Source organism: Streptomyces sp. RKAG293, from assembly GCF_023701745.1.
Taxonomy (GTDB): Bacteria; Actinomycetota; Actinomycetes; order Streptomycetales; family Streptomycetaceae; genus Actinacidiphila.
Window position 1 is genome coordinate 2,834,194 of record NZ_JAJOZB010000001.1, and the last position, 13,225, is coordinate 2,847,418.

The 13,225-nt window shown below is 70.1% G+C and carries 11 protein-coding genes, 1 pseudogene and 1 riboswitch; of the genes and pseudogenes, 2 read left to right on the forward strand and 10 right to left on the reverse strand.

The annotated features are described in order from the left end of the window. Window positions 1–59: 59 nt before the first annotated feature. From LNW72_RS12535 to LNW72_RS12550, 4 genes are all read right to left on the reverse strand, one after another. Complete coding sequence (locus LNW72_RS12535; RefSeq protein ID WP_250975471.1) at window positions 60–1,106, reverse strand: C40 family peptidase; 1,047 nt, start codon at window positions 1,104–1,106, stop codon at window positions 60–62. 187 nt (window positions 1,107–1,293) lie between these two features. Next, window positions 1,294–2,319: an NlpC/P60 family protein gene (locus LNW72_RS12540; protein WP_250975472.1), complete on the reverse strand. Its 1,026-nt coding sequence runs from the start codon at window positions 2,317–2,319 to the stop codon at window positions 1,294–1,296. Window positions 2,320–2,624: 305 nt separating this feature from the next. Next, window positions 2,625–4,001 (reverse strand): NYN domain-containing protein, encoded by a 1,377-nt coding sequence (locus LNW72_RS12545; RefSeq protein WP_250975473.1) that lies wholly within the window; start codon window positions 3,999–4,001, stop codon window positions 2,625–2,627. A 91-nt stretch (window positions 4,002–4,092) separates the two neighbouring features. After that, window positions 4,093–4,383, reverse strand: a complete 291-nt coding sequence (locus LNW72_RS12550) for a hypothetical protein (RefSeq protein WP_250975474.1) — start codon at window positions 4,381–4,383, stop codon at window positions 4,093–4,095. A 139-nt stretch (window positions 4,384–4,522) separates the two neighbouring features. Here LNW72_RS12550 and LNW72_RS12555 point away from each other — a divergent pair, with 139 nt between their 5' ends. Both LNW72_RS12555 and LNW72_RS12560 read left to right on the forward strand, forming a co-directional pair. Further along, a complete protein-coding gene (locus LNW72_RS12555; RefSeq protein ID WP_250975475.1) occupies window positions 4,523–5,302 on the forward strand; it encodes a rhomboid family intramembrane serine protease in 780 nt (259 codons plus the stop codon). After that, complete coding sequence (locus tag LNW72_RS12560) at window positions 5,299–5,580, forward strand: Lrp/AsnC family transcriptional regulator (protein WP_250975476.1); 282 nt, start codon at window positions 5,299–5,301, stop codon at window positions 5,578–5,580. The genes LNW72_RS12555 and LNW72_RS12560 overlap by 4 nt, the downstream gene beginning before the upstream one ends. Before the next feature lie 33 nt (window positions 5,581–5,613). Here LNW72_RS12560 and LNW72_RS12565 read toward each other — a convergent pair whose 3' ends face one another. The 6 genes and pseudogenes from LNW72_RS12565 to LNW72_RS12590 all read right to left on the reverse strand — a co-directional run bounded on the left by LNW72_RS12565 (window position 5,614) and on the right by LNW72_RS12590 (window position 13,017). Further along, window positions 5,614–6,987 (reverse strand): aminotransferase class V-fold PLP-dependent enzyme, encoded by a 1,374-nt coding sequence (locus LNW72_RS12565; RefSeq protein WP_250975477.1) that lies wholly within the window; start codon window positions 6,985–6,987, stop codon window positions 5,614–5,616. Window positions 6,988–7,031: 44 nt separating this feature from the next. Then, window positions 7,032–7,147, reverse strand: a riboswitch (SAM riboswitch). A 462-nt stretch (window positions 7,148–7,609) separates the two neighbouring features. After that, entirely contained in the window at window positions 7,610–8,674 is a 1,065-nt protein-coding gene (gene trpD, locus LNW72_RS12570; RefSeq protein WP_250975478.1) for an anthranilate phosphoribosyltransferase, read from the reverse strand. Between the two features lie 136 nt (window positions 8,675–8,810). After that, the gene (locus LNW72_RS12575) at window positions 8,811–10,445 is read right to left on the reverse strand and encodes a cytochrome bc complex cytochrome b subunit (RefSeq protein ID WP_250975479.1); all 1,635 of its coding nucleotides are present in this window, start codon (window positions 10,443–10,445) and stop codon (window positions 8,811–8,813) included. Then, window positions 10,442–11,494 carry a ubiquinol-cytochrome c reductase iron-sulfur subunit gene (locus LNW72_RS12580; protein WP_250975480.1) on the reverse strand — a complete coding sequence of 351 codons (1,053 nt, stop codon included), beginning with the start codon at window positions 11,492–11,494 and terminating at the stop codon, window positions 10,442–10,444. Before LNW72_RS12580 ends, LNW72_RS12575 begins: the two co-directional genes overlap by 4 nt. 8 nt (window positions 11,495–11,502) lie before the next feature. Continuing rightward, window positions 11,503–12,314: pseudogene (locus LNW72_RS12585) on the reverse strand (c-type cytochrome). Window positions 12,315–12,396: 82 nt separating this feature from the next. Then, entirely contained in the window at window positions 12,397–13,017 is a 621-nt protein-coding gene (locus tag LNW72_RS12590; protein ID WP_138356198.1) for a heme-copper oxidase subunit III, read from the reverse strand. Window positions 13,018–13,225: the final 208 nt, after the last annotated feature.

Sequence of the window (13,225 nt, forward strand, 5' to 3'; positions counted from 1 at the left end):
CCCGATCGTACGGGCGCCGCCCCCTGGCTCGGATCAGGGCCGGGCGGTCGACGGGCAGGTCAGGGCCGGGTGACCGCGGAGATCGGCATCATGTCGACCGGGTCGTAGCGCACCCGCGCGCCCGGGTACGGCGCGTGCACCACCCGGCCGCCGCCGACGTACATCCCCACATGGCTCGCGTTGTCCCGGTAGATCACCAGGTCGCCGGGGCGGGCCTGGTCGAGCGGGACCTGGTGGCCGGCGTGCTTCTGCCCCTGCGAGGTCCGCGGCAGCGACACCCCTGCCTTCCGGTAGGAGTACTGCATGAGGCCGGAACAGTCGAAGGACGACGGCCCCGTGCTGCCCCACACATAGGGCGAGCCGATCGCCGCCCGCGCGACGGCCACGGCCATCGCGGCGCGCGACGAGGAGGCCGGCAGATCCGGCAGGTCGGCCATGGAACGGCTGGAGCGCGAGGCCCGGCCGTCCAGGCCGCGGACGAATCCGGCGCGCTGCGCGGCCGGCATCTCGTTGAGGAGCCGCTGCGCCGCGCCGAGTTTGCCCTGCACGCTGCGCTTGCGGTCCTTCATCGTGGACCTGGCGCGTTCCAGATCGGCCAGTTTGGCCGCCGCCATCGACCGCTTCTGCTCCAGCGAGCGCTGCGCTTCCCGCAGTTGCGCCAGGTCGGCGGCCTGATGGGTGCTGATCCGCTCCAGCGCCTCGGCCCGCTCGAGATAGCTGTCCGGGTCGGAGGACAGCATGAGGGCCATCGTCGGGTCGATGCCACCGCTGCGGTACTGGGCCCCGGCGATCGCGCCGAGATCGTCCCGCATCCGGTTGACCCGCTCCTGGCCCCGGGCGGCCTGGTCCTGGAGGGAGGCCACCTCGTGCCGCAGCCGGGTGGCGCGCTCCTGCGCCGCGTTGTACTGCTCGGTGGCCTGTTCCGCCTGCTGGTAGAGCTGTCCCACCCGGGACGACGTGTCGGTCGCGGGGCCCGCCGGGTCGGCGGCCGCGACCTGGGCCGCCGCGCCCCCGGAGAGCGCCGCCGCGGCGGCCGCCGCGGAGAGCACGGTGACGCGGGAGGTGCGGGTGAAGCCGGGCTGCGGGGACCGCCGATGTGTTGCCACGGCTGAGACAGTAGTCAGACCATCACGCTGAGTTCAAAAACCGCGCGGCCATGACGGACGGGCGTCCTTCTCGATGCCCAGGTCACTGCCGCTCGGGCGTCAGCGGTCACCCTCCGATATCACTCGAATGAACCACGCCGCCGGCCGGAGGAGACGTGATTCCGGCCGGGCGGCAGAGTGAACGGGATCAGATCCGTACGCCGAACTGGAACGGCATGTTGCCGATCGCCTCGTAGCGCACGTACGCGCCCGGCTTGGGAGCGTGCAGCACCATGCCGTTGCCGGCGTAGAAGCCGACGTGGTGGCGGTCGCCGAAGAAGATGACCAGGTCGCCGGGGGCCAGCTGGCTCATCGACAGGTGGGGGCCGTAGTTGGCCTGGTCCTGGGACATCCGGGGTATGTTCACGCCGGCCTGCGCGTAGGACCACATGGTCAGGCCCGAGCAGTCGAACTTGCTGGGACCCGTCGCGGACCAGCTGTACGGCATGCCGATCCGGGTCTTCGCCGCGGCGAGCGCGGCGGCGGCGCGCTGCGAGGGCGCCGGGATGTCACCCAGGTTGGGCCGTTCGTTGCTGCGGCTCGCGCGGGCGTCCTGGTCCGCGATGGCGGCACGCTGCTGCGCGGTCAGCGAGTTGAGCACCTTCTGGGCCGCGGCGAGCTTGCTCTGGGCCGCTTCCTTCTGCTTGCCGAGTTCGGTGCGGGCGCCCTCCAGCGAGGCCATCTTGGTGGTGGCCTCGGCGCGCTGCTGGTCCAGGGTGCGCTTGACCTCCTGGATCTGCTTCAGCGACTCGGCCTGCTGGGAGGAGAGCTGGTCCATCGTGGACGCCTTGGACAGGTAGGTGTCCGGGTCCGTCGACAGGAGGAGCTGGAGCGTCGGGTCGATGCCGCCGTTGCGGTACTGGGCGCTGGCCATCGCGCCGAGGCCGTCGCGCAGGGTGTTGAGCGTGCCCTGCTCGCGCGCCACCTGGTCCTGGAGGTCGCCGACCTCCTTCTCCAGCTTGCTCTGCTGCTCCTTGGCCCCGTTGTACTTCTCGGTGGCCTGCTCCGCCTCGTCGTACAACTTGTCGACCTGGGACTTGACGTCCTTGATGTCGGGCTTGGCGGGGGCGGCGTTCGCGGCCTGGGAAGTGAGGGCGACGGCTGCGGCAGCGGTAGCGGTGAGTACGGTCACCCGCATGCGGCTTGTCGGCTTGGGACGACGGTGGGACGCCACGAAGGCGAGCTCCTTCTTCCTTCAGCCGCCTACCCGGTTGGTCGGCGGTTCCCCCTGCGCCACATCGTTCGGCCGCTGGTCCCACGGTTCTCGTGGTGCGGCTTGATCAACGGCGCGGAGGTTCGAGCCCCGACCTTAGTGACCTTCCTGTGATCGGTTCAAATCCTTGTAGGTAAAACTTCGGTCGCGACACGTTTTCTTTACGAACATCGAACGTGCAGTAGCGGTCATCTGACGCTGAGTTGACCGCAAACACCGACAAGGGCGCACCTGCGGACGCGGTGCGCCCCGATCCGGGACCCGGCTCAGCCGCGCGCGAGCCGCTTGAGGAGCAGCGTCGAAGCGACGGGCCGCGCACCGGCCTTGGCGACACCGTCGGCCACCTCACGGTCCGCGGAGACCACCACGACGACCCGCCCCGGCGGTTCCGCCCGCACCAGGCGGCGGATCAACTCGTCGGCGGTCTCCCCCGCCTTGCTGAACATCACCCGCACCCCGCGCGGCGGCGCCAGCAGCACCGGGGCGTCCAGGTCGGCCCCGTCGAAGACACAGGTGACCTCGGCGCCGCTCTGCGCCGCCAGCACCGCGAGGCCGCCGAGCAGCCGCAGCCGCTGCTTCTCCAACGGCAGGGACGGATAACCGGTCTTGGTGACGTTGTAGCCGTCGATTACCAGGTGCGCCTGCGGGAGCGCCAGCAACTGGTCGAGCAGCGCCGGGTCGTTCTCGGACAGGGCGCGCTGCGCGATGTCCTTGGGGCTGATCGTGCCGGGCGCGACCGCTTCGACGGTGTCGGCCGGCCGGACGCCCATGGTGTCGCGCGGTGGCAGCGCCAGTTCACGGCGCAGCCCGGTGGCCGCGTCCAGCACGGTGTCCAGCAGCAGCCGCAGCCGTACGCCCTCGGCGCTGCGGCCCTCGCGCACGGACCTGCGGCCCGCCTCCAGGGCCGCCTCGGCCTCGGTGACCCGGGTCCTGAGCCGGCGCGCCTCGTTCTCGGCGGCGGCCTTGTCCGCGGCGGCCGCGGCCCGGACCTCCTCCAGCTCGGTCTCCACCTTGCGCAGCGCCGCCTCGGCACGCTTCATGTCGCTGACCGCGCTGCGCAGCCTGCGCTGCGTCGTGTCGATCTCCTTGCGGGCCGCCTCCAGCTCGCCGCGGCCGCGGGCGGCCTCGTCACGGGCCTGGAGCTGGAAATCGGCCAGTTCGTCCCTGAGGTGCTGCAGTTCGCGGGTGGTCTCACCGTCGGCCCGTTCGGCCAGCGCGCGCTGCGCCTCCTCGCCGGCGGTCGCGACGATCTTGGCCCAGCCGGCCGGGCGCAGCAGATAGGCGGCCGCGGCCACGTCGAGCGGGTCCGCGGCGGGCGGCGGGGTGCCCGCCTCCAGCGCCTCGGCCAGTTCCGGCTCGGACTCGCGCAGCCGGGCGGCGATCTTCTGCCGGAAGGCGGGGTCGGTCTCCAGGGCGGTGGCCAGCGCGGTCGCCGCGAACTTGGCGCGCCGCGACGGGGTGAACCGGGCGTAGGGCCGCAGCGGGGACGGCAGTTCGGCGAGGGTGAGGCCGCCGAAGGCATCAGCGGCTATCGTCACGACCCGGTGCCGCACGCCTTCGGGCAGCGGTCGGTCCAGGGCCGGCTCGGCCGCCTCGTCGGCGCCGCTGCTCTCGGCCTGCGGGTGCCCGCCGGTCCCATCCACCAGTCACTCCCGTCCAGTGCTGTCGGCGCCTCCCCGGCCCCCTTCGATCCCTCTGGCCGCCGCCGTACAAGTCCATTGTCGCCGTACAGGGTCAACCCTGCGTCGAATCCGCTTCCGCTTCGACACCGGCGTCGGCGCCGTCCTCGGCTCCCGCACTGGGCCGGTCGACCAACTCGACCTGGTCGGCCGCGTTGCACCAGCGGCAGCGCACCGACTCCACGGTCTCGCTGAGCACCTCGGTCTCCTCGACCTTCGCCTCACCGGCGAGGTCCAGGTGGACGTACTCGACGACCTTGGTCGAACGCGTGACATCGAACCGGGTCAGGTTGCCGCACAGCGTGCAGCGCCACCGGGTCGTCGCGGTCGGCAGGGGAACCGGCATCGGGCGGACACCTCTTTCGGGACTTTCGGGTCGGCACGTGGCGTACGCGCGCGTTCCGGTTACCCTACGGCCTCCACGGCGGGCGGCGCTGCGGCGAGGCGCCCCCTGACCGATACGCCCGGTCCGTCATGATCGGTACATGGTCATCCCGGTCTACGACAAGAACCCGGTCCGCCGCACTCCCGTGGTGACGTACGCCCTGATCGCCCTGTGCACGGTGGTGTTCCTGCTCGGTCCGATCTCGGGGTTCAACCCCTCCTACGGCACGGGTGACCAGCTCCAGTGCGCCCAGGCGGTCTATTTCGACCGCTGGGGAGTCATCCCCGCCGAGCTGTTCCACGGCCAGCTGCCGCTGGACCGGCTGGGACTCCCCGCCGGCTGCCCGACCCCGCACGCGTTCACCAAAACGGCCTTCCCGTCGGTGCTCACCGCGATGTTCGTCCATGGAAGTTGGCTGCATCTGATCGGCAACATGCTGTTTTTGTACGTCTTCGGCGACAACGTCGAAAGCCGCATGGGCCGCTTCCGGTATCTGCTGTTCTTCCTGGCCGCCGGATACCTCGCCACGTACGGCTTCGCGCTCGCCGGCGCCGACTCGACGCAGAGCCTGATCGGCGCCTCCGGCGCGATCTCCGGGACGCTCGGCGCGTACCTCTACCTCTACCCCAGGGCACGGGTGACGAGCCTGTTCCCGTTCCTCTTCTTCCTCCCGCTGCGCTTCCCGGCCTGGATGGTCCTCGGCTTCTGGTTCGCGCTGCAGTGGCTGGCCGCCCAGACCAGCCAGTCGGGGCCCGGGGTCGCCTATCTGGCCCACGTGGTGGGCTTCGTCTTCGGCTTCCTGGCCGCCTGGGTGTGCTTCCGCCGAAGCCCTAAGCTGGAGACCGCAGCCAGGGCGACCCAAGGAGACCTACAGCCGTGATCACCGCGATCGTGCTCATCAAGACCAGCGTCGACCGGATCCCGGAGATCGCCGAGGCGATCGCCGCCCTGGACAGCGTCAGCGAGGTCTACTCGGTCACCGGGACGTACGACCTGGTCGCCATGGTCCGGGTCTCCCGGCACGACGACCTCGCGGACGTCATCCCGGGCCGGATCAGCAAGATCCCCGGCGTCGAGGCCACCGACACGCATGTCGCGTTCCGCACGTACTCGCAGCACGACCTGGAAGCGGCCTTCGCGATCGGCCTCGAAGGCTGACGCGTCCGGCCGCTTCCCGGCGCAGCCGGCCGCTCAGTCGCGGGCGGGCACGCAGCGGCCGTCCTCGGTGCGGTAGTTCCACTGGGCGCCGTCCCTCACGAGTTCCGTGACGGCGCCCAGGAAGCGGTCCACGTGCTCGTCGGGCGTGCCCGCCCCGAAGCTCACGCGGATCGCGTTGAGCGACTTCTCCCCCGGCTCGGTCTCCGGGGATCCGCACTCGCCCGGCTCGGTCGGCTCGCTGCCCAGCAGGGTGCGGACCAGCGGGTGGGCGCAGAAGAGGCCGTCGCGCACCCCGATGCCGTACTCGGCGGACAGCGCGGCGGCGAAGTGCGAGCTGTTCCAGCCGTCCACGACGAACGAGATGACGCCGACCCGGGGCGCGTCGTCGCCGAACAGCGACAGCACCCTGACCTGCGGCACCTCTGCCAGTCCCGCGCGGACCCGGGTGACCAGGCCCTGCTCCCGCTCCACGAGCGAGTCGAAGCCCGCCTCGGTCAGCGCCCGGCAGGCCGAGGCGATCGAGTACACGCCGATGACGTTCGGCGATCCGGCCTCGTGCCGGGCCGCGGTGGTGTGCCACTCGACGTCCACCCCGCCGTCGGCGCGCCGCGCGACCTTGCGGCTCGCGCCGCCGCCCGCCAGGTACGGCTCGGCCTCCTGCAGCCAGTCCGCCCGGCCGGCCAGCACGCCGGAGCCGAACGGTGCGTAGAGCTTGTGCCCGGAGAACGCCACCCAGTCCACGTCCAGCTCCGCGATGTCCACCGGGTGGTGCGGGGCGAGCTGCGCGGCGTCCAGCACGATGCGGGCACCGTGCGCGTGCGCCGCGTCGGCCAGCTCGCGGACCGGCCACAGCTCACCGGTGACGTTCGAGGCGCCGGTCACGCACACCAGCGCGGGCGCATCGGGGTCGCGCCGCGCGAGCGACGACTCCAGCGAGGCGACGGCCTGCTCCGGGGTGCGGGGCGCGGTCAGGTAGGTGACCCGCGCGTCCCGCCACGGCAGCAGCGACGCGTGGTGCTCGGTCTCGAAGACGAAGACCTGGGTGCCGGCCGGGAGCACCGAGGCCAGCAGGTTCAGCGAGTCGGTGGTCGAGCGGGTGAAGACCACCTGGTCGCCCTCCCGGCAGCCCAGGAAGTCGGCCACCGTCGCCCGGCTCTGCTCGAACAGGTCGGTGGAGAGCTGCGACAGGTACCCGGCCCCGCGGTGCACGCTGCCGTAGTAGGGCGCGTACGCGGCGACGTCGTCCCAGACCCGCTGCAGGGCGGGCGCGCTGGCCGCGTAGTCCAGGGCGGCGTAGGTGACCTCGCCGCCGGTCACCAGCGGGACCCGGACGTCACGGCCGAGCACCTCGAGGGGAGCGGTGGCCACGGAACCGGGGGTGCAGGTGGAAACGGGGTGCACGGACATGACGGAGCTCCTCAGGGACCTGGACCCCGGAAGCATCGCGAAGGGGCCCGCGCTTGCCGTAGACACCTCGCCTACGGCCCGGTCATCACCTGGGGCACCCCGCCACGGACGGAGGGTTGCCGGACAGCAAGCCAGGGCCAAATCGCTGTCACTCGTGACCTGACGAGAAGTATGCCAGCTGTCCTGCCGACGGCAAGCGGCATTCCGCGATGCGGACGGTCCTCCGGACGGGCCGGAGGGAAGCGCGCCGTCAGGACGAGCAGGCCTCGTCCCGGTCCGGGAGCGGGGAAGCCCGCCGTCAGGACGGGCAGGCACCGTCCCGGTCCGGGGGCGCGGAGACCCCCGGACCGGGGAGCGGGAGGCGACCCGGCGAGCGGGTGCTCGGAGCCTGCCCAGCGGAGCGGGGAGCGGGGAGTGACCCACCGGACGGGCGCTGGGGGCCTGTCCGGCGGAGCGGGGAGTGACCCACCGGACGGGTGCTGGGGCCTGTCCGGCGGGCCGTGGGCGGTCCAGGCGCCGTCTGCTGCAGGGGTTCTCCCCGGCCGAAGGCGGGGGAAGCCTCGGCGGGGCTCCCTCCGGCCGAAGGCCGGGAAAGAACCCTTCATGATCCGCCGGAAGGGCGTTACGCGTTGCTCGCCGCTACCCAGCGTTCCAGTGCGATTCTGGCCGCGCCCGAGTCGATGGCCTCGGCGGCGCGGTTGATGCCCTCGGCGATCTGGACCTCCAGGGTGGCGGATCCGGGGTCGAGGGCGACCAGGGCGGCGGCCGAGTTGAGGAGGACCGCGTCGCGGACCGGGCCGCGCTCGCCCGCCAGCAGCCGGCGGGCCACCTCGGCGTTGTAGGCGGCGTCGGCGCCGCGCAGGGCCTCGACGGGGACCAGCGGGATCCCGACGTCACGGGGGTCGAAGGCGACCTGGTCGACCTTGCCGTCCCGGACCACCCACACCTGGGAGGTCGCGGTGGTGGTCAGCTCGTCCAGCCCGTCGTCGCCGCGGAAGACCAGCGCGGAGGAGCCCCGCTCGGCCAGCACACCGGCCATGATCGGCGCCATCCGGGCGTCGGCGACCCCGGTGGCCTGGGCGCGTACCCGGGCCGGGTTGGTGAGCGGGCCGAGGAAGTTGAACGTGGTCTGGGCGCCGAGCTCCCTGCGGGCCTTCGCCGCGTACCGCAGCGCCGGGTGGAACTTCACCGCGAAGCAGAACGTGATGCCCGCCTCCTCGGCGACCTCCACGACCCGCTTCGGGGTGAGCTCCAGATTGACCCCGAGCCGCTCCAGCACGTCCGACGAGCCGCTCTGCGACGACGCGGCGCGGTTGCCGTGCTTGACGACCTTGGCGCCGGTGCCCGCCACGACGATCGCCGACATGGTGGAGATGTTCACCGTCCTGGCGAGGTCGCCGCCGGTGCCGACGATGTCCACCGTCCGGCCCGGCACCTCGATGAGGTTGGCGTGCGCGTACATCGCCCGGACCAGGCCCGACATCTCGTCGACGGTCTCGCCCTTGGAGCGCAGCGCGATGGCGAAGCCGGCGATCTGGACGTCGGTCGCCTCGCCGGTCATGATCTGGTCCATCGCCCAGGCGGTGTCGTCGGCCGTCAGGTCATGGCCGCGCAGCAGCTGGTTCAGTACGCCCGGCCATGAGGGGTTCGCCGAGCTGTCGCCGCCTGCCGGGGTCACAACGCTCATGGTCCACACTCCTGGTGGTCGGGTCGATACTGCGGGCCCAGCCTATCGGTGGCCGGGCACGGCGAAGGGCCCCGTCCATGTCATGGACGGGGCCCTTCGAGGTTGCCGTCAGCCGGCGTGAGGGATCAGCGGGCGATCAGTGGTGGCCGTGGCCACTGGTGATCTCCGCGTGCTCCTCGGGGGTCGGCTTGGGGATCTGGCTGGCCTCGCCGTAGAAGCCGTGCGACAGCTTGGTGCGCAGCTTCGTGATCGGGCCGATCTTGCGTTCCACGCCGTTCTCGTCGACCTCGGGGCCGGTTTCGAGCGGCTTCGGCTGGTCGTGCGCGGTGAGCGTGTGCAGCGCCTCCGCGGAGAGCTGCTCGTGCACCTCGATGAACTCACCGTGCGGCAGCCGCTTGATCAGGCCGGTCTCGCGACCGTGCAGGACCTTGTCGCGGTCGCGGCGCTGGAGGCCGAGGCAGATCCGCTTCGTCGCGACGAACACGAGCACCGGGAGCACGAAGAACCCGATGCGCACGACCCAGGTGATCTGGTTGAGCGACAGGTGGAAGTGCGTCGCCCAGAGGTCGTTGCCGCCACCGACGAGCAGGATGCCGTACCAGCTCAGCCAGGCCGCACCGAAGCCGGTGCGGACCGGGTGGTTGCGCGGCCGGTCCAGCAGGTGGTGCTCCCGCTTGTCCCCGGTGACCCAGGACTCGACGAACGGGTAGACCGCGATCGCGACGAGTACCAGCGGGAAGATCATCAGCGGGATGAACACACCCAGGGACAAGGTGTGGCCCCAGGCGTTGATCTCCCAGCCCGGCATGACACGGATCAGGCCCTCGGAGAAGCCCATGTACCAGTCGGGCTGGGCGCCGGTGGACACCTGGTCCGGCCGGTAGGGGCCCATCGCCCAGATCGGGTTGATCGACGCGATCGAGGCGACCGCGGCGATGACACCGAAGACCAGGAAGAAGAAGCCGCCCGCCTTCGCCATGTACACCGGCAGCAGCGGCATGCCGACGACGTTCTTCTCCGTCTTGCCGGCACCCGGGAACTGGGTGTGCTTGTGGTAGAAGACCAGGATCAGGTGGGCCACCAGCAGACCGGCCATGATGCCCGGCAGCAGCAGGATGTGCACCGAGTAGAAGCGCGGTACGAAGTCGGTGCCGGGGAACTGCCCGCCGAACATGAAGAACGACAGGTACGTGCCCACGACCGGCATGGACAGCACCGCGCCGTCCATGAACCGGACACCGGTGCCCGACAGCAGGTCGTCCGGCAGTGAGTAACCGGTGAACCCGGTGAACATGCCGAGGACCAGCAGCAGGAAGCCGAAGACCCAGTTGACCTCGCGGGGCTTGCGGAACGCGCCCGTGAAGAACACGCGCATCATGTGCACGAGCATCGCGGCCACGAAGATCAGCGCGGCCCAGTGGTGGATCTGGCGGACCAGCAGGCCGCCGCGCACCTCGAAGCTGATGTGCATCGTCGACGCGAACGCGTCGGACATGCGCTGGCCCTGCAGCGGAGCGTAGGGGCCGTCGTAGACGACCTCGGCCATGCTGGGGTGGAAGAACAGCGTCAGATACACACCCGTGAGGATGAGGATGATGAAGCTGTAGAGGCAGATCTCACCGAGCATGAAGGACCAGTGGTCCGGGAAGATCTTGCGCATGTTGGCCTTGGCCAGGCCGTAGATGCCGAGACGGCCATCCGCCCAGTCGGCGACCCGCTCGCCGGCCGGGGCTTTGCCCCGGCGCTGCGGGTTTTCAGCGGTGGTACTCATCCGCGCTCCCAGAAGCTCGGGCCGACGGGCTCCGTGAAGTCGCCGAGGGCGATGAGGTTGCCCTCCTCGTTCACGCTGATCCGCAGCTGCGGAAGGGCGTGACCGGCAGGGCCGAAGATGACCCGGGCGCCGTCGGACAGGTCGAACGTCGACTGGTGGCACGGGCAGAGGACGTGGTGCGTCTGCTGCTCGTAGAGGCTGATCGGGCAGCCGACGTGGGTGCAGATCTTGGAGAACGCGACGATGCCCTCATGGGCCCAGTCACGCTCCCGCTTGTCCTTGATGTCGTTCGGCTCGAGCCGGATGATCATCAGGGCGGCCTTGGCGATCTCCTGCTGGAACCGCTCCTGGTTCTCCTCCAGGCCCTCGGGCATGGCGAAGGTGAGCGATCCGACGGGAACGTCCTCGGGCCGGAGCGGCTTGTTGGTGTTCTGGTTGATCAGCACCTTGCCCTTGGACCACAGGGTGTGCCGGAGCTTGTCGCCCGGCAGCGGTCCCAGGTCACGAAGGAGCACGACACCGGAGAGCGGCACCAGGGCCAGCGCGCCGAACATCGTGTTGCGGATCAGCTTCCGGCGGCCGAAGCCGCTCTCCTTCGCGCCCTGCGCGAAGTCGGCCAGCACCTGGGCCTTGACCTCGGGCTCGGCCGAAATCGGGTGACGCTCGGCGGCGTGCTCCTCGTCGGACATCAGCGTGCGGGCCCAGTGGACCGCGCCGGCGCCGATGCAGAAGAGGGCAAGACCCAGCGTCAGCCCGAGCGAGAAGTTCAGCGCACTGACGTGGCCGAACGGGAAGACGTAGATGATCTTGTCGACGGGGAAGACCACGAAACAGGCGATGAAGCCGATCGTGGACAGCATCGACAGGAGGAAGAGGAACGCGATGGTGCGTTCCGAGCTCTTCGCGGCACGCTCGTCGATGTCCTGACGGCGGTGCTCGTGGGGCGGAAGGCCGGGGTCGGCGAACTCGTGGTGTCCGCGGACTGCCGGCTCGTCGCCCCCGTGAGCGTGTGACGGCTCACTCGGCAGGTTCTCTTCTGACTCTGACATGTCCTGACTCATGACTTCTTGGCCTTCGTGGTCCGGGCCGCAACCCAGATGGCGACAGCGATCATGGCTCCGAGGCCGAAGACCCAGGCGAACAGACCCTCCGAAACCGGTCCGATGCCTCCGAGCTCAAGGCCGCCGGGGCTGGGGGTCTGCTCGCCGTTCACGGCGTCGAGGTACGCGATGATGTCGGCCTTCGCGTCCTCCGGCATCGTGGTGTCGGGGAAGGACGGCATGCTCTGCGGGCCGCTCTGCATGGCCTCGTAGATGTGCTTGGGGTCCACGTCCTCCAGGCTGGGCGCGTACTTGCCGTTGGTCAACGCACCGCCCTTGCCCGTGAAGTTGTGGCACTGCGCGCAGTTCGTGCGGAACAGCTCCCCGCCCCTGGCGGCGTCAGCGCCGTCCGGGCTGTACTGCTCCTTGGTGGGCACCGAGGGACCCGGGCCCAGCGAAGCGATGTACGCGGCGAGCTGGTCGATCTGAGCCTGCGTGTAGATGTTCTTCTTCTTCGGGATCTGCGATCCCGGCTGCTGGGCCGGCATGCGGCCGGTGCCCACCTGGAAGTCGACGGCTGCGGCGCCGACGCCCACCAGGCTCGGGCCGTCGTTCTTACTTCCCTGGCCGGACGTGCCGTGGCAGCTGGAGCAGCCGACGGCGTACAGCTTCTTGCCCTCTTCGATCGCGAGGGACTGGGCTGTGTCGTCAGCCTGCGCCTTCTGCGCCGGCGCGAACGCGGCGTACAGCCCCCGGTGGCCGCGAGCGCGAGAAGTAGGACGACAAGCGCCGCCAGCGGATGGCGCCGTCGTGCGGAGAGCTTTTTCACGGATTACCCCGGTCAGGATCTGTGTCGATGCTTCTGTCTGTGTCTGTCTGAACGTCGTTCCGGCCCGTGGCCGGCCCGCCGGTTACTTGATCAGGTAGATCGTGGCGAAGAGGCCGATCCAGACGACATCGACGAAGTGCCAGTAGTAGGACACGACGATGGCCGCCGTGGCCTGCTCGTGAGTGAACCTCTTGGCCGCGTACGTTCTGCCGAGGACCAGCAGGAACGCGATCAGACCACCTGTCACGTGCATCCCGTGGAAGCCGGTCGTGAGGTAGAACACCGATCCGTACGGGTCGGACGACAGCGAGAGGCCGTCGTTCTTGACCAGTTCGGTGTACTCGAAGATCTGGCCACCGATGAAGATCGCGCCCATCACGAACGTGAGCATGAACCACGCGCGGAGCTTCTTCACGTCGCCGCGCTCGGCGGCGAACACGCCGAGCTGGCAGGTGAGGGAGGAGAGCACGAGGATCGTCGTGTTCGTCGCCGAGAACGGAACGTTCAACGCCGACGCGTGTTCCTTCCAGAACTCGGCACCCGTCACCGAGCGAAGGGTGAAGTACATCGCGAAGAGGGCCGCGAAGAACATCAGCTCGGAACTCAGCCAGATGATGGTTCCGACGCTGGTGAGGTTCGGCCGGTTGACCGACGGGTGCGCGTGCCCGGTATCTACTGCTGTTGCTGTCGCCACGTCCGACATTATGTCGGTCCCTTATCTCGCGCTCACTCCGGGGGGTGCCATTCGGTGTGTCCGGCCCCGCAGGAGACCCGCGTGGCCTACCGAAGCCGTCCCCCGAAGGAGGGATGACGGAGCATCGGACGGATCTTGTCCTGGCCCGAAGGCTCCTCGCGGAGCTCTTCACGGGAGTAGCATCCGAGCCACTTGACGACGGACTCGACGACGATTC

Bases quoted from the DNA above. Each gene is read 5' to 3' on its own strand.
- LNW72_RS12550 (WP_250975474.1), bottom strand. From the start codon at position 4,383: ATGCCGGTTCCCCTGCCGACCGCGACGACCCGGTGGCGCTGCACGCTG.
- LNW72_RS12555 (WP_250975475.1), top strand. From the start codon at position 4,523: ATGGTCATCCCGGTCTACGACAAGAACCCGGTCCGCCGCACTCCCGTG.
- LNW72_RS12565 (WP_250975477.1), bottom strand. From the start codon at position 6,987: ATGTCCGTGCACCCCGTTTCCACCTGCACCCCCGGTTCCGTGGCCACC.
- trpD (WP_250975478.1), bottom strand. From the start codon at position 8,674: ATGAGCGTTGTGACCCCGGCAGGCGGCGACAGCTCGGCGAACCCCTCA.
- LNW72_RS12575 (WP_250975479.1), bottom strand. From the start codon at position 10,445: ATGAGTACCACCGCTGAAAACCCGCAGCGCCGGGGCAAAGCCCCGGCC.
- LNW72_RS12580 (WP_250975480.1), bottom strand. From the start codon at position 11,494: ATGTCAGAGTCAGAAGAGAACCTGCCGAGTGAGCCGTCACACGCTCAC.
- LNW72_RS12590 (WP_138356198.1), bottom strand. From the start codon at position 13,017: ATGTCGGACGTGGCGACAGCAACAGCAGTAGATACCGGGCACGCGCAC.